Annotated in this window: 20 protein-coding genes; 9 read left to right on the forward strand and 11 right to left on the reverse strand. The window is 57.5% G+C overall.

Features of this window, described 5'->3' with window-relative positions:
* The coding region (locus ENTMO_RS23900) for an ABC transporter permease (protein WP_010428239.1) at positions 1-1,612 on the forward strand (1,612 nt) is incomplete at its 5' end.
* Between the two features lie 182 nt (positions 1,613-1,794).
* Complete coding sequence (locus ENTMO_RS0106285) at positions 1,795-2,940, forward strand: porin (RefSeq protein ID WP_010428241.1); 1,146 nt, start codon at positions 1,795-1,797, stop codon at positions 2,938-2,940.
* A gap of 123 nt (positions 2,941-3,063) precedes the next feature.
* Here ENTMO_RS0106285 and mnmH read toward each other — a convergent pair whose 3' ends face one another.
* The 6 genes from mnmH to ppiB all read right to left on the reverse strand — a co-directional run bounded on the left by mnmH (position 3,064) and on the right by ppiB (position 7,533).
* Positions 3,064-4,134, reverse strand: a complete 1,071-nt coding sequence (mnmH, locus tag ENTMO_RS0106290) for a tRNA 2-selenouridine(34) synthase MnmH (protein ID WP_010428242.1) — start codon at positions 4,132-4,134, stop codon at positions 3,064-3,066.
* 84 nt (positions 4,135-4,218) lie between these two features.
* On the reverse strand, positions 4,219-5,286 hold the full coding sequence (gene purK / locus ENTMO_RS0106295) for a 5-(carboxyamino)imidazole ribonucleotide synthase (protein ID WP_010428243.1): 1,068 nt from the start codon (positions 5,284-5,286) through the stop codon (positions 4,219-4,221).
* Positions 5,283-5,792, reverse strand: coding sequence for a 5-(carboxyamino)imidazole ribonucleotide mutase (gene purE, locus ENTMO_RS0106300; RefSeq protein WP_010428244.1), 510 nt, complete (start codon positions 5,790-5,792; stop codon positions 5,283-5,285). The genes purK and purE overlap by 4 nt, the downstream gene beginning before the upstream one ends.
* A 171-nt stretch (positions 5,793-5,963) precedes the next feature.
* Entirely contained in the window at positions 5,964-6,173 is a 210-nt protein-coding gene (locus tag ENTMO_RS0106305; protein ID WP_010428245.1) for a YdgH/BhsA/McbA-like domain containing protein, read from the reverse strand.
* Between the two features lie 139 nt (positions 6,174-6,312).
* On the reverse strand, positions 6,313-7,035 hold the full coding sequence (gene lpxH, locus ENTMO_RS0106310) for a UDP-2,3-diacylglucosamine diphosphatase (RefSeq protein ID WP_010428246.1): 723 nt from the start codon (positions 7,033-7,035) through the stop codon (positions 6,313-6,315).
* Positions 7,036-7,038: 3 nt separating this feature from the next.
* The gene (gene ppiB, locus ENTMO_RS0106315; protein ID WP_010428247.1) at positions 7,039-7,533 is read right to left on the reverse strand and encodes a peptidylprolyl isomerase B; all 495 of its coding nucleotides are present in this window, start codon (positions 7,531-7,533) and stop codon (positions 7,039-7,041) included.
* 174 nt (positions 7,534-7,707) lie between these two features.
* Here ppiB and cysS point away from each other — a divergent pair, with 174 nt between their 5' ends.
* Entirely contained in the window at positions 7,708-9,093 is a 1,386-nt protein-coding gene (gene cysS / locus ENTMO_RS0106320) for a cysteine--tRNA ligase (protein ID WP_010428248.1), read from the forward strand.
* Between the two features lie 91 nt (positions 9,094-9,184).
* On the opposite strand, the gene ENTMO_RS0106325 is transcribed toward cysS, so the two are convergent.
* The 5 genes from ENTMO_RS0106325 to folD all read right to left on the reverse strand — a co-directional run bounded on the left by ENTMO_RS0106325 (position 9,185) and on the right by folD (position 13,694).
* Entirely contained in the window at positions 9,185-9,706 is a 522-nt protein-coding gene (locus ENTMO_RS0106325; protein ID WP_010428249.1) for a metal-dependent hydrolase, read from the reverse strand.
* Positions 9,707-9,779: 73 nt separating this feature from the next.
* A complete protein-coding gene (gene malI, locus ENTMO_RS0106330; RefSeq protein WP_010428250.1) occupies positions 9,780-10,796 on the reverse strand; it encodes a Mal regulon transcriptional regulator MalI in 1,017 nt (338 codons plus the stop codon).
* A gap of 83 nt (positions 10,797-10,879) precedes the next feature.
* Positions 10,880-12,379 (reverse strand): PTS transporter subunit EIIC, encoded by a 1,500-nt coding sequence (locus ENTMO_RS0106335; RefSeq protein WP_010428255.1) that lies wholly within the window; start codon positions 12,377-12,379, stop codon positions 10,880-10,882.
* 234 nt (positions 12,380-12,613) lie between these two features.
* On the reverse strand, positions 12,614-12,826 hold the full coding sequence (gene ybcJ, locus ENTMO_RS0106340; RefSeq protein WP_010428256.1) for a ribosome-associated protein YbcJ: 213 nt from the start codon (positions 12,824-12,826) through the stop codon (positions 12,614-12,616).
* 1 nt (position 12,827) lies between these two features.
* Positions 12,828-13,694 (reverse strand): bifunctional methylenetetrahydrofolate dehydrogenase/methenyltetrahydrofolate cyclohydrolase FolD, encoded by an 867-nt coding sequence (gene folD, locus ENTMO_RS0106345; protein WP_010428257.1) that lies wholly within the window; start codon positions 13,692-13,694, stop codon positions 12,828-12,830.
* A gap of 309 nt (positions 13,695-14,003) precedes the next feature.
* Here folD and fimA point away from each other — a divergent pair, with 309 nt between their 5' ends.
* The 6 genes from fimA to sfmF all read left to right on the forward strand — a co-directional run bounded on the left by fimA (position 14,004) and on the right by sfmF (position 20,034).
* Positions 14,004-14,567, forward strand: coding sequence for a type 1 fimbrial major subunit FimA (gene fimA / locus ENTMO_RS0106350; RefSeq protein ID WP_010428258.1), 564 nt, complete (start codon positions 14,004-14,006; stop codon positions 14,565-14,567).
* A 69-nt stretch (positions 14,568-14,636) separates the two neighbouring features.
* On the forward strand, positions 14,637-15,179 hold the full coding sequence (gene fimI / locus ENTMO_RS0106355; RefSeq protein WP_010428261.1) for a type 1 fimbrial protein subunit FimI: 543 nt from the start codon (positions 14,637-14,639) through the stop codon (positions 15,177-15,179).
* Between the two features lie 34 nt (positions 15,180-15,213).
* Positions 15,214-15,906 (forward strand): type 1 fimbria chaperone FimC, encoded by a 693-nt coding sequence (gene fimC / locus ENTMO_RS0106360; RefSeq protein ID WP_010428263.1) that lies wholly within the window; start codon positions 15,214-15,216, stop codon positions 15,904-15,906.
* A gap of 14 nt (positions 15,907-15,920) precedes the next feature.
* Positions 15,921-18,482, forward strand: coding sequence for a fimbrial biogenesis usher protein (locus tag ENTMO_RS0106365; RefSeq protein WP_010428265.1), 2,562 nt, complete (start codon positions 15,921-15,923; stop codon positions 18,480-18,482).
* Positions 18,483-18,495: 13 nt separating this feature from the next.
* Positions 18,496-19,500 (forward strand): type 1 fimbria D-mannose specific adhesin FimH, encoded by a 1,005-nt coding sequence (gene fimH, locus ENTMO_RS0106370; RefSeq protein WP_010428267.1) that lies wholly within the window; start codon positions 18,496-18,498, stop codon positions 19,498-19,500.
* A 9-nt stretch (positions 19,501-19,509) separates the two neighbouring features.
* A complete protein-coding gene (gene sfmF / locus ENTMO_RS0106375; RefSeq protein ID WP_010428269.1) occupies positions 19,510-20,034 on the forward strand; it encodes a fimbria assembly protein in 525 nt (174 codons plus the stop codon).
* Positions 20,035-20,047 lie beyond the last annotated feature (13 nt).

A 20,047-nucleotide genomic window follows, 5' to 3' on the forward strand; every position in this document is an offset into this window, starting at 1 on the left:
CAGCCGCTACGACCTGGTGGCGATCCTCAAAACCCTCGGCGCGGGCCGGGCGCAGCTGCGCAAGCTGATCGTCGGCCAGTGGCTGATGGTGCTGGCGCTGTCTGCCATCACCGGCGGGGCCATCGGGCTGCTGTTTGAGAAGCTGCTGATGGTGCTGCTAAAGCCGGTACTCCCTGCCGCGCTGCCGCCCGCCAGCCTCTGGCCGTGGCTATGGGCAATCGGCGCGATGACGGTGATTTCGCTGCTGGTAGGGCTACGCCCGTACCGGCTGCTGCTCGCGACGCAGCCGCTGCGGGTGCTGCGTCAGGACGTGGTTGCCAGCGTCTGGCCGCTGAAGTTTTATCTGCCGATCATTTTTGCCGTGGCGGTTGGGCTGCTGGCCTGGCTGATGGGGGGCAGCACGCTGTTGTGGGCCGTACTGGCGGGGGCCGTGGTGCTGGCGCTGCTGTGCGGCGTGCTCGGCTGGCTGTTGCTCAACGTGCTGAGAAAGCTGACGGTGAAATCGCTGCCCGTGCGGCTGGCGGTCAACCGTCTGCTGCATCAGCCGTGGTCCACGCTCAGCCAGCTGTCGGCGTTTTCGCTGTCGTTTATGCTGCTTGCGCTGCTTTTAGTGCTGCGTGGCGATCTGCTTGATCGCTGGCAGCAGCAGCTTCCGCCAGAAAGCCCGAACTATTTCCTGATCAACATTGCCCCGGAACAGGTGACGCCACTGAAGGGCTTCCTGTCGGAGCACCACATTATTCCTGAGTCGTTCTATCCCATCGTTCGCGCGCGCCTGACGCAGATCAACGGCCAGCCGACGGAAGGAAATAAAGATGAGTCCCTTAACCGCGAGCTGAACCTGACCTGGCAGGATAAACGTCCTGACCATAACCCGATTACCGCCGGAACCTGGCCGCCAAAAGCGGGGGAGGTGTCGATGGAAGAGGGGCTGGCGACGCGCCTGAACGTGAAGCTCGGGGACCGCGTGACGTTTACCGGCGATACGCAGGACTTCAGCGCCAAAGTCACCAGCCTGCGCAAGGTGGACTGGGAGAGCCTGCGACCAAACTTCTTCTTCATCTTCCCGGCAGGTGCGCTGGACGGTCAGCCGCAGAGCTGGCTCACCAGCTTCCGCTGGGAAAACGGCAACGGCATGCTGACCCAGCTTAACCGGGAGTTCCCGACGGTCAGCCTGCTGGACATCGGCGCGATCCTGAAGCAGGTGGGGCAGGTGCTGGAGCAGGTGAGTCGCGCGCTGGAAGTCATGGTGGTGCTGGTGACGATCTGCGGCGTGCTGCTGTTGCTGGCGCAGGTGCAGGTGGGCATGCGTCAGCGTAATCAGGAGCTGGTGGTTTACCGCACGCTGGGGGCAAGCAAGCGGCTGCTGCGCGCCACGCTCTGGAGTGAATTTGCTCTGCTGGGGCTGGTGGCCGGTCTGGTGGCGGCGATAGGCGCGGAGACCGCGCTGGCGGTGCTCCAGACAAAGGTGTTCGACTTCCCGTGGGAGCCTGACTGGCGGCTGTGGTTGACGCTCCCCCTCTGCGGCGCAGTGCTGCTTTCACTCTGTGGCGGCTGGCTTGGCACGCGGTTATTAAAAGGCAAGGCGCTGTTCCGCCAGTTTGCCAGTTAGTTCACATCCGTGATGATTGCGCACCGGTGTATATGCTGGTGCGTAAACACTTAATAGCACAAAGCGATAATAAGCACCTGTTTAGTAGCACAAAACATTAAAAACCCGCCGACACAGCCCGTTTATTTCCAGTTAATATTCATCCGCTAAATATTTAGCAGCGTGTCTATTAAGGAAAAATAATGACTATAAAAAAATCAGCGCTGGCGGCAACGATCGGCGCGGCAGTGGCATTGACTACCTTCGCTTCTCAGGCGGAAATCACCGTTCTTAAGCAAGACCCACAGGCAGGTAACCCGCTGAGCCGTCTGAACTTCACCGTTGGTGGCAGTATTCGTCCTCAGTTCCAGAACATGACCGGCGACGACGGTAAAAACAGCTATAAGCGTAACGGCTTCGACGGCGGCACCCGTTTCCGTTTCGCAGCAGATTACTATCTGTTTGATGACATCAGTTGGATCAGCTACTACGAGCTGGGTGTGAACATTCCGGCGCAGTTCAACTGGGATAACCACTACGCCGAGGGTGCGCACGACACGTCCCGTCGTATGCTCTATACCGGTCTGAAGAGCGACACCTGGGGTACGCTGACCTTCGGTCAACAGAACAGCGTTTACTATGATGTGGTTGGCGCGAAAACCGATATCTGGGACTACGACATGATCGGCCAGGCACCGGGCAACGGCATCAACGGCGATTACGACGGTTCTTATCGTTCACGCCAGATGCTGAAATATAAGAAAACCGTGGGCGATGCTGACATCTACGCATCTTACCTGTTTGAAGACAGCGAATACCTGCCGGGCAACGGCCTGCGCTACAAGCGTAAAGGCGGCGGTTCACTGGGTCTGGATTATCACCTGACCACCGATCTGATCTGGGGCGCCGCGTGGAACTACACTCGTGCGGACATGCGTAACCCGGACAACGGCGACAGCAAAACCTATGACCAGAACATTCTCGGTACCGCGCTGAGCTGGACGCCGGACAACTGGACCTTCTCCGCGGGCGGCGGCTGGTACCAGAACTTCCTGACCACCAAAAAAGTGTCGGTTAACGACTACTTCGCCGGTGATGCATGGGGTATTGAATACTTTGCGGGCTACAAGTTCCCAATCGGTCAGTATGCGGTTAAATCCATCCAGCCTTACTTCATGGGCGACCGCATTGAGTACGTGAACGGTCGTAACTACCAGCGCATCGATAACGGCGTGGGTATCAGCTTCCAGCTGGACTACGGTTTCCGCGTGGATTACGAACACGTGTTCACCTCCAGCACCGACAACCTGGGCGACATGAACCTGGTGCGTCTGCGCTACGACTTCTAAGCCGTCATGTAGGGTGCGGTCTGATGCCCTCACCCTGACCCTCTCCCACGGGGAGAGGGAACAAACATTAAAAACGGCAACCCTGGTTGCCGTTTTGCTTTTCCCTCGCCACCTGACTTTGTTTTAGCGATTAAGCCAGTCAGCGACCTCGCCGTACGTCCCGCGATACACAATCTTCTCCGCATTCTTCTCCAGCTGATAACCGTACATCGGGTCGTAATAGTCGTTCAGGAGCGGTACAAGCCAGCTGAAGTGCGCGTCCGTGCTGCCAGAGCGTTGCTGTTCCAACAGCGCGGAATCTAACAGCGCGGTGAATTCTGCATACCGCTGCAGCCCCAGACGGCGGCGAATGGCGAACAGGCCGTGATGCAGATACTCGCTATATTCCTTCCAGCCCGCTTCTTCGCCGTAGGCAGCAGAAAAATCCGCCCACATATGGTCGAAATACTCTTCGCGCAGACGTTCAAGACGAATTTCAAACGGGTCTTCGACGACAACGATAGGGGCTTCAACCATGCGGTCGCGCAGGCACTCCGGCAGGTGGTTGGAGCCAATCATCCGGCCCTCGTCTTCCAGCACCCAGCGAGAGGCGTCTTTTTTCAACAGCTCAACCGCAAGGTGGTTTTCGAAGCTGGCCTGGGAAAGCTGCGGCGTGAGCGTGCGGCCAAACGACGAACCGCGGTGGTGCGCCAGCCCTTCCAGATCGATACCCTGTGCGTGCTGCTTCACCAGCAGGGTTTTACCGTTTCCGGTGCAGCCGCCGATAAGCACCATCGGCTTTTGTGACTGCTCGATGGTCACCTGAATCGCCGTCTGACGCAGGGCCTTATAGCCGCCGCGGATCAGCGGGTAGTCGACTCCCGCCTCTTTCAGCCAGGCCTGTGAGATATGCGAGCGCTGGCCGCCGCGCGCGCAGCAGAGATAGCCCTCAGGATAGGCAAGGCTGGCCTCGCGCCAGGCGTTGATACGCGCGTCACGCGTCTCGCCGTTCACCAGGCTATGGCCGAGCGCCAGTGCGGCGTCCGGTCCCTGACGTTTATAGCAGGTGCCGACGGCGGCGCGCTCGTCATCGTTCATTAAAGGCAGGTTAAACGCCGCAGGCATCGCGCCCTGGGCGAATTCGATCGGCGCGCGAACGTCGATTAAAGGGGTATCAGACGCGAGGATCGCGCGATAGTCCGTTCCATCGTTCATGGTTATTCCAGAAGAAAACTCAGCAGCAATGGGCGGGGATTGTACGCCGGGGAAGGGGAAGGTCAACTCCCCGGCGTAGATGTCTTACTTGAGCTTTGACTGTGCCCAGACAATTCCGCTCGCGTATTCCGGCGGCAGGAGAGGGATCATCGCCTCCAGCGTGGCGCTCAGGCGATCGGTATCACTGTCGTTTAGGTTCAGGTGACCGACCTTACGGCCTGCGCGAACCTCTTTGTCATACCAGTGCAGATGCACCAGCGGCAGCTTCAGCCAGTCGTAGTTCAGATCGGTGCCGATCAGGTTGATCATCACCGACGGGCTGTTCACCACCGGCTGCGGCAGCGGCAGGTCGGTGATCGCGCGCAGGTGCAGCTCGAACTGGCTGATGGACGCGCCGTTTTGCGTCCAGTGGCCGCTGTTGTGCACGCGCGGTGCCAGCTCGTTAATCAGCAGGCCGGACGGGGTGATAAAGCACTCCATCGCTATCACGCCGACATAGCCCAGTTCGTGCATGATGGCTGAGAGCATCTCTTCCGCCTGCGCCTGCTGGTCAGCATTGGCGTGTGGGAAGGCGACGCTGGTGCGCAGAATGCCGTCCTGATGCAGGTTATGCGTTAGCGGGTAAAAAACGGTGTGCCCGTCATGCCCGCGCGCGCCCACCAGGGACACTTCACCGCTGAAGTTAATGCCCTGCTCAACGATGCACTCGCCGTAGCAGTCGTCCGGCAACTCGGCGGTGTCGTCTGCGCGTAAACGCCACTGGCCGCGGCCGTCGTAACCGCCCACGCGGCGCTTCACGATCGCCAGCTCGCCCAGCATCGCGAAGACGTCATTCCACTCGCTTTTATCGGACAGGAGCTGCCACGGTGCGGTTGCCAGGCCGAGCTTGTCAAACAGCTGCTTTTGCGTCAGACGGTCGGCGATGACAGGGAACACGTCGCGGTTAACGAAGGCGTTATGACGCGCCAGCTCGCGGGTCAGCGCGGTTTCCGGCCAGCGTTCGATCTCGGCGGTGATCACGCTCTGGTGGAACGGTACGGCTTCAGGTTCAGCATCCAGCCCGACGGGCCAGACGGCAATACCCAGCGGTTCACCGGCCTGACGCAGCATGCGGCCTAACTGGCCGTTACCGAGAACGCAAACTTGCTTCATGCCGCACCCCGCGGGTCCGGGTTATCCAGCACCTCGTCGGTCTGGGCTTTACGCCATTCGGCCAGACGCTGGTGCAGATCTTTATCGTGAGTCGCCAGGATTTGGGCTGCAAGCAGGGCTGCGTTTGCCGCACCCGCTTTGCCAATCGCCAGCGTACCGACCGGAATACCACGCGGCATCTGGACAATGGAGTAGAGGCTATCCACGCCGCTTAACGCGGCGCTTTGTACCGGGACGCCCAGCACCGGCACCAGGGTTTTGGCGGCAATCATGCCCGGCAGATGTGCTGCGCCGCCCGCACCGGCAATAATCACCTCGTAGCCATTCTCTTCGGCGCTTTCGGCGAAGCTGAACAGTTTGTCCGGGGTACGGTGCGCGGAGACCACTTCGACGTGGTGCGGAACATTCAGGATGTCAAAGATTTCGGCGGCGAACTGCATGGTAGCCCAGTCGCTTTTGGACCCCATCACGATGGCGACACGCGCCGGATTATTGCGGGAAGACATGCGTCTTAAAACTCCTGTGGTGCGAAACACACTGCTTTCGAGGGCACAGAGAATAGCATGTTATACGGGCAAGGAAAACGGTTGCGCGGTTAAATCTTGAGCCGTTGTTGCCATCAATTCATAACAAAACAGACCGCGATCTGGCGGTCTGTTTTCGTCAATCGGCAACGATTATTTAGTCAGTTGTGCGGTCATGTAAACGCGGTTGTCGACCTTCGCGCTCGTAATTTTATAAGAGGCACCCTGTTCGGCGGCCTGCGCGGCAATTTTCGCTTCTGCGCGGTCAAGGGTAGAAGCGGTTGCGCTCACGCTCTGCGCGAAAGAACCGAAAGAAACCAGGGAGAGGGCAGCAACTGCAACGAAAGTTTTGATGGATTTCATGGTCGTGTTCCTTAAGTATTTTGTCTGGAATAGGGCGTTTTGCCCTGATGTGATAAATAATAGGCCGACCACGGGCTGATTAAAATCGAAACAATTTGCCGATATTATTCAAAAAAATAGAATGAATTGTGAGAAGGGATTAAAACGGAAACGCGATCAGCTCTACGCCCTCAGGCGTGACTTTGACCATGGAGCCTTCGGCGTGCCAGGCACCTAATACCACGCGATGGGCAGGTTCGCCGTTGGCGACCAGCGTGTGGACATCAGGGCGATGGGTATGGCCGTGTATAAGCCACTGGACGTGATGTTTCTCCATCACGTTCACGACCGCCTGCGGGTTCACGTCCATGATGGTCATGGATTTGCTGCTGTTGGCGGCCTTGCTGCCCGCGCGCATTCTTGCGGCGATGCGGTTGCGGATAAACAGCGGCAGGGCGAGGAATAGCGTCTGGATCCACGGTGTATGGACCTTAGCGCGAAACGCCAGGTAGCCGGTATCGTCAGTGCAGAGCGTGTCGCCGTGCATGATCAGGACGTTGCGGCCATACAAGTCGAGCACCTGCTCTTCCGGCAGCAGCGTCATGCCGCTTTCGCGGGCGTAGCGCTGGCCTATCAGGAAATCACGGTTGCCGTGAATGAAGTAGCAGGGGACGCCGGAATCCACCAGCGTTTTAATGGCCGAGGCCATTTCACGATGCAGCGGGTTAGGATCGTCGTCGCCAATCCAGGCTTCAAACAGATCGCCCAGGATGTACAGCGCATCGGCGCTTTTGGCTTCACCGCGTAAAAAACGCAGAAAACCGGCGGTGATCGCCGGTTCTTCCGTTTGCAGATGCAGATCCGCAATAAAGAGTGTCGCCACGAATTACTCGCTGACGGTCACGCTTGTAATCACAACGTCTTCTTTAGGAACGTCCTGGTGCATACCGCTGCGGCCAGTAGAGACGGCTTTGATCTTGTCAACCACGTCCATACCTTCAACCACTTCTGCGAAGACGCAGTAGCCCCAACCCTGCAGGCTTTCGCCGGAGAAGTTCAGGAAGTCGTTGTCAGCCACGTTGATGAAGAACTGCGCGGTTGCAGAGTGTGGTGCCTGAGTACGGGCCATCGCCAGCGTACCGCGGGTGTTTTTCAGACCGTTGTTCGCTTCGTTTTTGATCGCTTCTTTGGTCTCTTTCTGGTTCATGCCAGGTTCAAAACCGCCGCCCTGGATCATAAAGCCGTTGATCACGCGGTGGAAAATGGTGTTGTTGTAGAAACCTTCGCGGCAGTAGTCCAGGAAGTTTTTAACTGTTTCAGGCGCTTTGTCATCAAAGGTCTTGATTACGATATCGCCATGATTAGTGTGGAAAGTAACCATTTTTGCATCCTGTTCCGTTATTGTGGTACGTCGACCCGCGTTCGGGTCATCTATAGGGGCTTGTTATAGCATAACCACAGGATGCGATCACCTTGCATTGTGTGCTGCTTCGGGTTTGAATTACGGGTAGAATACCCGGTTTTCGTCCACACACGTGTTTACATGGAATCTTCGATGTTAAAAATCTTTAATACAATGACGCGCCAAAAAGAGGAATTTAAACCTATCCATGCCGGGGAAGTCGGCATGTACGTGTGTGGTATTACGGTTTACGATCTCTGTCACATCGGCCATGGCCGTACCTTCGTCTCTTTCGACGTGGTGTCCCGCTACCTGCGCTTCCTGGGCTATACGCTGAAGTACGTGCGCAACATCACCGATATCGACGACAAAATCATCAAGCGCGCTAATGAAAACGGCGAAAGCTTTGTGGCGCTGGTGGACCGTATGATCGTTGAAATGCACAAAGATTTCGACGCCTTAAACATTTTGCGTCCGGACAGCGAGCCGCGTGCGACCCACCATATTCATGAAATTATCGACATCACCGAGAAGCTGATCGCGCGCGGTCACGCCTATGTGGCAGAAAACGGCGACGTGATGTTCTCCGTGCCGACGGACCCAACCTACGGCGCGCTTTCCCGTCAGGATCTGGACCAGCTCCAGGCCGGCGCGCGCGTTGACGTGGTTGACGTGAAGCGTAACCCGATGGACTTCGTGCTGTGGAAAATGTCCAAAGAGGGTGAACCAAGCTGGCCATCTCCGTGGGGCGAAGGCCGTCCGGGCTGGCACATTGAATGTTCTGCAATGAACTGCAAACAGCTGGGCAAACATTTCGACATTCACGGCGGCGGTTCAGACCTGATGTTCCCGCACCACGAAAACGAAATCGCGCAGTCCACCTGCGCCCATGGCGGCGAGTACGTTAACTACTGGATGCACTCCGGGATGGTAATGGTTGACCGCGAGAAGATGTCGAAATCGCTGGGCAACTTCTTCACCGTGCGCGACGTGCTGAAGTACTACGACGCGGAAACCGTGCGCTACTTCCTGATGTCCGGCCACTATCGCAGCCAGCTGAACTACAGCGAAGAGAACCTGAAACAGGCGCGCTCGGCGCTGGAGCGTCTGTACACCGCGCTGCGCGGTACCGACAGGTCTGTTCCTGCGGCAGGCGGTGAGGCGTTCGAAGCGCGCTTCGTTGAGGTGATGAACGACGACTTCAACACCCCGGAAGCCTACTCCGTGCTGTTCGACATGGCGCGCGAAGTGAACCGCCTGAAGTCAGAAGATATGGCCGCGGCGAATGCGCTGGCGTCCCATCTGCGTAAGCTCTCTTCCGTGCTTGGCCTGCTGGAACAAGAGCCGGACGCGTTCCTGCAGAGCGGCGCGCAGGCGGACGACGGCGAAGTGGCGGAGATTGAAGCGTTGATCAAAGCGCGTCTGGAAGCGCGTCAGGCGAAAGACTGGGCGGCGGCGGATGCGGCGCGTAACCGTCTGACCGAGATGGGCATCATTCTGGAAGACGGCCCGCAGGGGACTACCTGGCGCCGTAAGTAAGTCTGTAATGCCCGGTGGCGCTTCGCTTACCGGGCCTACAAAAACCACGAACGTAGGCCGGGTAAGGCGAAGCCGCCACCCGGCTTTTCTTTTATCTCCGTTTCCACCACAGCAACCCCATCAGCACCACACCCGGTAGCCACACCCACATCAGTTCCGAGATAATGACCTGATGCCCGTACGGCGTGGTGTAGCGCGACAGCGCAAACGGCGCGACCTTGATCACCTGCCACGGCGCAAAGAAACGTTCATCCGACCACGGCCACAGCCAGCCGACGCCTTTCCCGCCGGTGGTGATCGAATCCAGCAGGCTGTGCGACAGCAATGACACCGTTAAAAACAGCCAGCAGCGCGTCAGGCTGGCCCGGAACCATCGTCGGCCAATCAGCACGCAAAGTATTGGCACCACAAAGGCGAACAGCAGGGAGTGGGTAAAGCCGCGATGGCCAAGAATATTCCCGTAGGCGACGCCGAATTTAAACGCCAGCACGTCAGCGTCGGGCAGCATGGCGAGCACGATACCGGCAAACAGCAGGCGGGGAGGGATGACTTTAGTTCCCAGACCTAAGCCCAGGCAAAGCGGAACAGCGGCGTGCGTAATAACGGTAGGCATTGCGATTATCCATGGTAAATCATGGAAATATAGCAGCGAATTCGCTTTTGCAAACCTGTGCTACATTCTGATTTTACGCCGATTCGCGCGCGATAAGCTGCCCGGAGAGGGTAATGCGCTGGGTTTGCAAGTCCGGCTCTTTCAGCTTGCGGATTATCAGCCCCGCGGCCTGACGCCCGGTTTCGTCACTGGCCGAGGAGACGTAGGTGAATGACGGTGATGTGAGGTTAACGTGAAGCATATCTTCAAAACCGATCAGCGCCACCTGCTGAGTTAAGAACACATCTTTCCCCACGGTGCGACCCACCTGATGAATGCCGGAGATAGAGCCGATCATGGCATCCGGCGAATGGCAGAGCAGGGCGGTGATGGCGTTATTTTTTTCCAGCAGCTGGCGAGTCGCCATCGCGGCGGCCTGCGTGTCGTCGCTGCAGGCCGGTGAATAGTCATCGCGCCAGACCAGTCCGCTTTGCGTCATCGCGCTGCGAAAACCGAGCAGGCGCTGCTCGCGGATAAGGCAGCCCTCGCGTCCGCCAATATAGGCGATCGTGCGGTGTCCGCGCTCGATAAGATAGCGCGCAGCCAGGTTCGCGGCCTGGCGGTTGTCGCGCATCACCAGATTGCATTTTTCATCGAGCAGGGACTGCGAGACCACTACCAGCGGCAGCGGACACTGGCGGATCTGCTCCGGCAGAGCAGAGGTGCGGGTGTCAGACGCGAGATAAATGACACCTGCGACACCCTGCTGCTTAAACGACAGCAGGGTCCGTTCCAGATGTTCCCGGTCGTTCAGCGGCTGGCCGAGAAAAACCATGTATCCCTGCTTCTCCAGTTCCTGAACAATGCTTGCCATCACCTTGATGGAAAAGCTGTCGCTGAAGTCGCGCAGGATCAGGCCGATAAGATTGGAGGTGTTGGCGCGAAGGTTGGCAGCGGCGACGTTATGAACATAGCCGAGCGTCGTGATGGCGGCATTGACCTTCCCGATCGTCGCCTCTGAGATTTTCCCTTTCTGGCGTAGCACCAGCGAAACGGTAGAGACCGACACGCCCGCGTGCTTTGCGACATCAATGATGCTGACTTTCTTCAAAACCGCTCCCTGAAATTTACCGATAATCAGCCAGATAAGACACGTCTTCCAGCGTACAGGAGACGTGTCTTTCAGGCATCTTATTATTTGCCGATCATGGTGGACATGGTCTGGGCGATAAACTGTGCTCTGGCACCGAAAATCACCTGTATACCGTTGTCGCCGACGAAGACCACGCCGCGCGCACCGAGACCGTTAAGACCGTCTTTATCTACCGCGTCGCTTTTTGCCACTTCCAGACGCAGGCGGGTGATACAGGAGCCAACCGAATCGATATTGTGCGCGCCGCCCAGCAGGCTGATGATTTCGGTGGCAAGTTCGGAATCGGACTTGTCATTCGCACTGGCGGTCACTTCGGTACGGCCCGGCGTTTTCACGTCGAAACGGCGGATCACAAAGCGGAAGGTAAAATAGTAAATCAGCCCCATTGGGATACCGATGATAACGGCGCTCAGGAAGTTGGTCTGGTAGCCGTTAAACGACGGCAGGATCCCGAAAGACAGGTAGTCGATAAAGCCTGCCGAGAACGACTTGGCGATGTGCGCATGCAGCAGGTACATGGTCATGTACGCAAGGCCCGCCATGATGGCGTTGAAGACGTACAGGATCGGCGCCACGAAGATAAAGGTGAACTCAACCGGTTCCGTAATACCCGTCAGGAAGCAGGTCAGCGCCGCAGAGAACAGAATACCGGCCGCGATTTTCTTATTCTTCGTGTGCGCTTCGTGGTACATCGCCAGGCATGCCGCGGGCAGCGCAAACAGCATCAGCGGGAACTCGCCCTGCATGAACTTGCCTGCGTTCTGGTAGGTGTCGCTGCTGAAGGATTTCACCCCTTCTTCCAGCATCTTGAACCAGATGGTCTGGTCGCCGTGGATCACCTGGCCCGCCTGGGTGGTGTAATCCCCGAACGAATACCAGAAGGACGGATACCAGATGTGGTGCAGACCGAGCGGGATCAGCGCGCGCTCTACCAGACCGAAGATAAAGGTCGAGGCCGCCTGGTTGTCGCCGTTCACCACCACGGAAAGGGCGTCGATACCGGCCTGGATATGCTGCCACACGTACGGCAGCAGCAGACCGAGCAGGAACGACAGTAACGCCGTCGCAATCGCCACAAAACGTTTACCGGAGAAGAAGCCGAGGAACTCCGGCAGCTGCATGGTGTGGAAGCGGTTATAGCACCAGGCCGCGAGAATACCGCAGATCAGGCCGCCGAAGACGCCCATCTGCAGCGTCGGGATGCCGACCACCATGGCGTATTTCCCGCCCTGAGAGGCCATTTCCGGCGTGATGCTTAGCACGGTGCTGATGGTGATATTGGTGACAAACACCGACACTGCCGCAGAGAGCGCCGCGATGCCGGACTCCGACGCCAGACCCACGGCAGAGCCGATGGCAAACAGCATCGGCAGGTTATCAAAGATAACCCCGCCCGCGTTCATCATCAGCGGCAGGTGGAACTTATCGCCGAAGGCCAGCAGCAGGCCCGCAGCGGGAAGCAGTGAAATTGGCAGCATTAAGGCGCGACCAATCATCGATAACTTAGACAGCGATTTAACAAACCCTGATATCAGACTCATGCTGATTTCCCCCGAGTAGCGCTTTTTTGGCGCTGTTATTGTAAGTAGAACGTTTTAGTAGAACGTTCTACTTATCGTGGAGAAAGAGTGAAAAACGCGCAACTGAAATCTCACCTTTCAACAGATGAAATAGTGATTATTTGAAGTTGATCGATAAATAACCGTGATGGGTGTGAGGGGATTTTTTATCCCCTCTCCCTGTGGGAGAGGGTTAGGGTGAGGGCATCAAACGGCTCAGGCCGTAACGGTCACGCTCTGTCCTTCAAAGCTCACGGTCTGACCCGCGACAATCTTGCAGCGCTTGCGGGTTTCCACCGCACCGTCGACTTTCACTCGCCCGTCGGCGATAACGATTTTGGCCTGCGCACCGCTCTCGCTCCAGCCTTCCAGCTTGAGCAGATCGCACAGCTCTACGTGCGGGTGTTTGCCTAATGAAAATGTGGCCATCTTATGCTTCCTCTACGTCGTGGTACTCTTCGCATGCCTGCAAAGTATTCTGAATCAGTGTTGCAACGGTCATCGGGCCCACGCCGCCCGGGACCGGCGTAATGTATGAGGCACGCGCCGCGGCATCTTCGTACACCACGTCGCCGACCACTTTGCCGCTTTCCAGACGGTTGATGCCCACGTCCACAACAATCGCACCCTCTTTAATCCACTCGCCCGGAATAAAGCCCGGCTTGCCGACCGCGACGATCAGCAGATCGGCATTTTCGACGTGGTGACGCAGGTTTTTGGTGAAGCGGTGGGTCACGGTGGTGGTGCAGCCCGCCAGCAGCAGCTCCATGCTCATCGGACGGCCCACGATGTTAGAGGCGCCAATCACCACGGCGTTCAGGCCGTAGGTGTCGATGTTATAGCGCTCCAGCAGCGTCACAATGCCGCGTGGCGTGCACGGGCGCAGACGCGGCGCGCGCTGGCAGAGGCGGCCCACGTTGTACGGATGGAAACCGTCCACGTCTTTGTCCGGTGCGATACGTTCCAGCACCTTCACGTTGTCGATGCCCGCAGGCAGCGGCAGCTGTACCAGAATGCCGTCGATCTCGTTATCGGCATTCAGGGTGTCAATAAGTTCCAGCAGTTCCGCTTCGCTGGTGGTTTCAGGCAAATCGTAAGAGCGGGAGACGAACCCCACCTCTTCACACGCTTTGCGTTTGCTGCCGACATAAATCTGCGATGCCGGGTTGCTGCCAACCAGCACAACGGCCAGCCCGGGGGCGCGTTTTCCGGCGGCTTTACGCGCCTTCACTTTTTCAGCGACCTCAGAGCGCACCTGCTGCGCAATCGTTTTACCGTCAATAATCTTTGCTGCCATCAGAGAGAAGATTCCGTCTGTAACGTTTGAAAGGGGGGATTGCCTATATTTTGTCAGAAGCGAGCGCCGCTGTCAGTCACCCTTTGCGAGATTTCATCACGGGGCCGCAAAACCTTGTGGAAAGTATGGTCAATTTCCTAGGCGCGAATAGGATGTGACCTGGTAAAATGGCAGTGTTTTGACATATTTTAAAATAGTTTCCTGAGCTACTTTGTCTCCTCCGAAATAAGCTTTCAATTAATCAATTGAACGTATTTCTTATTCCCGATTATCCGCGGGAAGGGTTATTTACATTTTAAAGGAATAGACATGAAACTCAGCAACATTGCTTCTACTGTTATTGCAACTTTGGCCCTGGTCGCGGGTGCCGCTCATGCAGAAGATACCACAACGCCTGTTTCCGTTAATGGCGGAACCGTGCATTTCAAAGGTGAATTAGTGAATGCTGCGTGTTCAGTAAATACTGATTCTTCCGAGCAGACGGTTAATCTCGGTCAGTACCGTACCGCGAAATTCACCAAAGTGGGTGACACCACCTCCAATATTCCGTTCACCATCGAACTGAACGATTGCGATCCGCTGGTTGCGAAAACCGCTGCAGTGGCATTCACCGGTCAGATCGACGCGACGGATAAAACCCTGCTGGCGGTCACCTCTGGCAGCAACGACAACACCGCGAAAGGCGTGGGTATCGAGATCCTCGACAGTAAATCCAGCGTCCTGACCCCAGACGGTGCCACCTTCTCTGCCGCGCAGAACCTGATTGAAGGCACGAACACCCTGAACTTCACCGCGCGCTATAAAGCCACTGCTGCGACCACCGAGCCAGGCCAGGCGAACGCTGACGCAACCTTCGTGATGAAATACGAGTAATGCCTGAGTACAGGGATGTGGTCGACCTCAGGGAGGAGGTCTTTTAATCGCTAATGCCGGGAACGAAGGATGACAAGGACTGGGATACTGTTTTTTGCCCTTGCGATTGCCTCAGCGGTAAACGCACATACCGTGGTAATCGACGGCGGTAAGGTTCACCTGAGAGGGGAACTGGTCAACGGCGGCTGCGCCGTGGCGCCTGATAGCCAGAATATGCGCGTGGATATGGGGCAGTACCGCACCAACTCATTTTCCGGCGTCGGCAGTTTTTCCACGGTAAACGTGCCTTTCACCGTACGGCTGCTCGACTGCAGCGTGGACGTTTCTCGTACCGTGGGGATCCAGTTTCAGGGCGCAACCCCTGCAGAAGATCCGCAGGTTTTCCTGGCGACATCGCGGCCAGGTGAAGCTCCTGTCAGCAGCGGCGTTGGTCTGGCGCTTTTCGACGAACAACAACGTCAGATTATCCCGAACGCCACGGCGGTCAGCTGGTTGCCCATTGATACCCGCGAGCTGGCGTTTCATTTCAGCGCTCGCTACCGGGCGATTTCCGAACACCTCGTGCCAGGCAATATTCAGTCGGATGTCTGGTTTACGTTGATTTATCCCTGACGCCTGCGAACACATTATTAAAGGTACGGTTGTGATGAACACCCTGATTAAACCCGGACTGTTTTTATCTTTTATTTTGATGATGGTTTCTGCCTGTGCAAATGCATCCGGCGGAATTGCGCTGGGCGCGACGCGCGTGATTTATCCGGCAGATGCAAAACAGACATCGCTGGCGATCACCAACAGTAACAAGCAGGAGCGTTATTTAATTAACGCGTGGATTGAAAACGCCAGCGGGCAAAAAGAAAAAACCTTTGCCGTCACGCCGCCGCTGTTTGTGAGCGAGCCGGACAGCGAAAACACACTGCGCATTATTTATGCCGGGCCGACCCTGCCCGCCGATCGCGAATCGCTTTTTTACATGAACGTGAAGGCAATTCCGTCAGTGAGTAAGGCGAAAACAGAGAACAATAACGTGCTGCAGCTGGCCATTCTGTCACGCATCAAGCTGTTTGTGCGCCCGGCTAACCTGTCGATGCCGCCGGAAGAGGCGCTCTCCCAGCTGCGCTTTGAGCGCGTCGGGAACCACCTGAAGGTGAGCAATGCTTCGCCCTACTACGTCACGCTGGTCAACCTGAAGCTTGGCGGTCAGACGCTGGAAAACCTGATGGTCGCGCCGAAAAACTCCGCACAGCAGGTGCTGCCAACCGCAGCCAGCGGCACGCTCTCCTGGCAGAGCGTCAATGATTACGGCGCTATTACTCCGGCGCGTAGCGTCAATCTGTGAGCAGAGTCAGGGCGATGAACACTCAATGGCGTTACTGCCCGGTTGCACTGGCATTGATGACAACGCTCTGGCCGCACACCGGCTGGAGCGAAAGCTACTTCAACCCGGCCTTTTTGTCCGACGACGCCGCCAGCGTGGCGGATTTGTCGCGTTTTGAACAAGGACACCAGCAGGCACCGGGCGTCTATCGCGTGGACATCTGGCGCAACGGTGAGTTTATCGGCACGCAGGACGTGCGTTTTGAACAAGCCGAAAACACGCCACCCGTCGCGGGCGGGTTAGCACCGTGCATTACGCGTGCGATGCTCGACCGTTTCGGCGTCAACATTGCGGCGTTCCCGGAACTGGCAAATGTGCAGGGGGAGACCTGCGTTCCGATGACGACGGCTATTCCCGGCAGCGAAACGGCCTTTAACTTTGCGTCACTGCGCCTGAACGTGAGCCTGCCGCAGGTGGCCATGCAAAACAGCGCCCGGGGCTACATTCCGCCTGAACAGTGGGATGAAGGCATTCCCGCCGCCCTGTTGAATTACAGCTTTACCGGCAACCGCGGCAGCGATGACGACAGCTCTTACCTGAACCTGCAGAGCGGGCTGAACTATGGTGCCTGGCGATTACGCAATAACGGCGCGTGGCGTTACACCCAAAGTAACGGTCAGCGTCACAGCAACTGGCAGAATATTGGCACCTGGGCTCAGCGCACCGTCATTCCGCTGAAAAGCGAGCTGGTGCTGGGCGACAGCAATACCGGTAACGATGTTTTCGACAGCGTCGGCTTTCGGGGCGGGCGGCTCTTTTCCTCCGACAGCATGTACCCGGACAGCATGCAGGGCTACGCGCCTACCGTGCGCGGTATTGCCCGCACGCCAGCCAAGGTAGCGATACGCCAGAACGGTTATGTCATTTACCAGAGCTATGTCCAGCCTGGGGCGTTTGCCATTACCGACCTTAACCCAACCTCATCAAGCGGCGATCTTGAGGTAACGGTAGAAGAGAAGGACGGCAGCCAGCAGCGTTACACCGTGCCTTACTCCACCGTGCCGTTGCTGCAGCGTGAAGGACGCTGGAAATATGACCTGGTGGCGGGGGATTACCGCAGCGGCAACAGCGAGCAGGACACGCCGTTCTTCGCTCAGGGAACGCTCATTACCGGCCTGGCCGACGGCTATACGCTGTACGGCGGCACGCAGCTGGCGTCACGCTATACCGCGATTGCCCTCGGGGCCGGGAAAAACCTCGGGGACTGGGGGGCGGTCTCGCTCGATCTCACCCATGCCCGCAGCCAGCTCGCGGATGACAGCCGCCATGAAGGGCAGTCCCTGCGCTTCCTCTACGCAAAATCCCTTAACGGCTTCGGCACCAACTTCCAGCTGCTGGGCTATCGCTACTCTACCAAAGGGTTCTACACACTGGACGATGTGGCGTGGCGCTCAATGGAAGGCTACCAGTATGGCGAAGGTCAGGACGACGACGGCGTGCCGGACGTGCAGAGTTATCACAACCTGACGTGGAACAAAAAGGGGCGCTTCCAGCTCAACATTTCCCAGTCGCTGGGGGACTACGGCTCGGTTTACCTCTCCGGTAGCCAGCAGAGCTATTGGGGCACCAGCGAATCTAACGTCTGGTATCAACTGGGCTATGCGGGCGGCGTGAAGGGGATCAACTACTCCGTGTCCTGGTCGTGGAACAAGGCCGTTGGGATCGACGGTACGGACCGAATTGCGTCGTTTAACGTCTCCGTGCCGTTCAGCCTGTTTACCCGTAACGGCTATCGCCGCGATAGCGCCATCGACAGAGCCTACGCTACCGCTTCTGCCAGCCGTAACAGCGACGGCGATACCAGCTGGCAGACCGGTGTGAGCGGAACACTGCTCGAAGACCGCAACCTGAACTACAGCGTCACGCAGGGGCACGCCAGCAATAATGGTGCAAGCGGCAGCGCCAGCGCCAACTGGCAGGCGACCTACGGTACGCTGGGCGTGGGCTACAACTACGCCCGCGACCAGCACGATCTCAACTGGCAGCTTTCCGGCGGCGTGGTGGGGCATTCAGACGGGGTGACCTTCAGCCAGCCGCTGGGCGACACCAACGTGCTGATCAAAGCGCCGGGCGCCTCCGGGGTGAGCGTGGAAAACCAGACCGGGGTGAAAACCGACTGGCGAGGCTACGCGGTGATGCCGTATGCCACCGTCTACCGCTACAACCGCGTGGCGTTGGACACCAATACCATGAGCAACAACACCGACATCGAAAATAACGTGAGCAGCGTGGTGCCGACCAAAGGGGCGCTGGTGCGCGCCAGCTTCGATACCCGTATTGGCGTGCGCGCTCTGCTGACCGTCAAGCGCGGCGACCAGCCCGTGCCGTTTGGCGCTGTAGTGCGTGAAACGCAAAGCGGCGTCACCAGCATGGTGGGGGATGACGGGCAGATTTACCTCAGCGGGCTGCCGCTGGAAGGTGAGCTGCTTATCCAGTGGGGCGACGGAAAACAGTCCCAGTGCCGTGCAAGCTATCACTTACCACCGGAAAGCCTGAACCAGGCCATTACGCTGGCGGGGGCACGCTGTGAACGCTAACAGGAACCCAATCATGACCATTATCCGTAGCATATTTGGCGCGGCAGTGTTGTGCAGCGCACTGCCCACATGGGCCACGGTGTGCCAGAACTCCACCGGCGTGGCGAAGGATATTTCCTACGATCTCTCCAACGTGTTTAACAGCTCTAACAACAGGCCGGGGGAGATTGTCACCCTGGCGCAAAAATCTGGACTGGTGGGGGTGAATGCCATTTGTCCCCGCGGGACAACCGGTAAATCCACCATGCGCAGCTATGTCACCGACTTGCCCATTACCACGGTGATCGACAGCTATAAATATGTAAAGCTGAATGAGTACCTCGACGGCGCCATGCAGATCCACGATGACTTTGCGGGCACGTTCTACCCTCCCGCGAATTATATTCAGATGGGGCAGCACCCCAACGTACCGAATAACAAGGCTTTTCCGGTAACCGATTCCAAGCTGGTTTTCCGTCTGAGGGTAACGCGGCGCTTTATCAATATGGTGGTGATCCCGCAGCAGACCATGTTCAGGGTCTATGTCACGACGACAACCGCCGATCCGCTTAATACGCCGGTCTATACCATCAGCTACAGCGGAACGATTCAGGTACCGCAAAGCTGTGCGATCAACGCAGGCCAGGTCGTGGAGTTTGATTTTGGCGATATTGGTGCGTCGTTGTTTAGCCAGGCCGGTGCCGGAAATCGACCGCAGAAGGTTACGCCTCAAAGCAAAACCATTGCCATTAAATGCACAAACGTTGAAGCCAATGCGTATCTGACGATGCGTATCGAAGCGGAGAAAGTATCTGGTAACGCGCTGGTTTCTAATAATCCCGATCTGGGGTTTGTGGTCGCTAACGAAAGCGGCACGCCGCTGACGCCTAACACGCTCACCAGCAAAATTCCGTTCCGCCTGGATGACAGCGCTCAGGCACAGGTCGGCATTCGGGTCTGGCCTGTGAGCGTGACGGGCAACAAGCCTGCCGAGGGCCGTTTCACCTCGCGCGGCTATCTTCGCGTGGATTACGATTAAGGAGGAGCAATGGGACACTGGAGCAGGTACATTGCTGCGGGAGTACTGATGATGCTTCACGCTGGCGCTCAGGCGGCCACGGCGCTGGGGGAAATCAATATTGAGATGTCCGGCAACATCGTCGATTTCACCTGCGTGGCCGAAGGCAATGACAGCGATAAGGTTGTCACGCTCGGCACCTGGCCGACCAAACAGCTAAGAACCACGGGGAGCCGCACGCAGCCCATGCCGTTTACGCTGAAGCTGACCGGCTGTCCTCCTGGCGCAGCCTCCATTACGTTTTCGGGGAAAGCAGACGGCAGCGACAGCGGTTTGCTGGCGCTCAATGATGGCAGTACGGCGGGTCAGGTTGCCGTGGAAATCCGCGATGCGGATAAAACACGGCTGGATCTTCAGCAGGCCAGCCAGCCGGTGACGGTTGATGCAGAAGGTAATGCGGTACTGTCGTTTTATGCCAATTATATTGCCACAGCGGATAACCCTCAGCCGGGACGGGCTGATGCAGATGCCACGTTTATGATCAATTATAATTAGCGCTGACCGCACT

This window comes from Enterobacter mori LMG 25706, assembly GCF_000211415.1.
GTDB lineage: Bacteria > Pseudomonadota > Gammaproteobacteria > Enterobacterales > Enterobacteriaceae > Enterobacter > Enterobacter mori.

What these genes read in the sequence shown, in the direction of transcription:
- ENTMO_RS0106285 (WP_010428241.1), top strand. Translation starts at nt 1,795, where the DNA reads ATGACTATAAAAAAATCAGCGCTGGCGGCAACGATCGGCGCGGCAGTG.
- mnmH (WP_010428242.1), bottom strand. Translation starts at nt 4,134, where the DNA reads ATGAACGATGGAACGGACTATCGCGCGATCCTCGCGTCTGATACCCCT.
- purK (WP_010428243.1), bottom strand. Translation starts at nt 5,286, where the DNA reads ATGAAGCAAGTTTGCGTTCTCGGTAACGGCCAGTTAGGCCGCATGCTG.
- purE (WP_010428244.1), bottom strand. Translation starts at nt 5,792, where the DNA reads ATGTCTTCCCGCAATAATCCGGCGCGTGTCGCCATCGTGATGGGGTCC.
- ENTMO_RS0106305 (WP_010428245.1), bottom strand. Translation starts at nt 6,173, where the DNA reads ATGAAATCCATCAAAACTTTCGTTGCAGTTGCTGCCCTCTCCCTGGTT.
- ppiB (WP_010428247.1), bottom strand. Translation starts at nt 7,533, where the DNA reads ATGGTTACTTTCCACACTAATCATGGCGATATCGTAATCAAGACCTTT.
- cysS (WP_010428248.1), top strand. Translation starts at nt 7,708, where the DNA reads ATGTTAAAAATCTTTAATACAATGACGCGCCAAAAAGAGGAATTTAAA.
- ENTMO_RS0106325 (WP_010428249.1), bottom strand. Translation starts at nt 9,706, where the DNA reads ATGCCTACCGTTATTACGCACGCCGCTGTTCCGCTTTGCCTGGGCTTA.
- ENTMO_RS0106335 (WP_010428255.1), bottom strand. Translation starts at nt 12,379, where the DNA reads ATGAGTCTGATATCAGGGTTTGTTAAATCGCTGTCTAAGTTATCGATG.
- ybcJ (WP_010428256.1), bottom strand. Translation starts at nt 12,826, where the DNA reads ATGGCCACATTTTCATTAGGCAAACACCCGCACGTAGAGCTGTGCGAT.
- folD (WP_010428257.1), bottom strand. Translation starts at nt 13,694, where the DNA reads ATGGCAGCAAAGATTATTGACGGTAAAACGATTGCGCAGCAGGTGCGC.
- fimA (WP_010428258.1), top strand. Translation starts at nt 14,004, where the DNA reads ATGAAACTCAGCAACATTGCTTCTACTGTTATTGCAACTTTGGCCCTG.
- fimI (WP_010428261.1), top strand. Translation starts at nt 14,637, where the DNA reads ATGACAAGGACTGGGATACTGTTTTTTGCCCTTGCGATTGCCTCAGCG.
- fimC (WP_010428263.1), top strand. Translation starts at nt 15,214, where the DNA reads ATGAACACCCTGATTAAACCCGGACTGTTTTTATCTTTTATTTTGATG.
- ENTMO_RS0106365 (WP_010428265.1), top strand. Translation starts at nt 15,921, where the DNA reads ATGAACACTCAATGGCGTTACTGCCCGGTTGCACTGGCATTGATGACA.
- fimH (WP_010428267.1), top strand. Translation starts at nt 18,496, where the DNA reads ATGACCATTATCCGTAGCATATTTGGCGCGGCAGTGTTGTGCAGCGCA.
- sfmF (WP_010428269.1), top strand. Translation starts at nt 19,510, where the DNA reads ATGGGACACTGGAGCAGGTACATTGCTGCGGGAGTACTGATGATGCTT.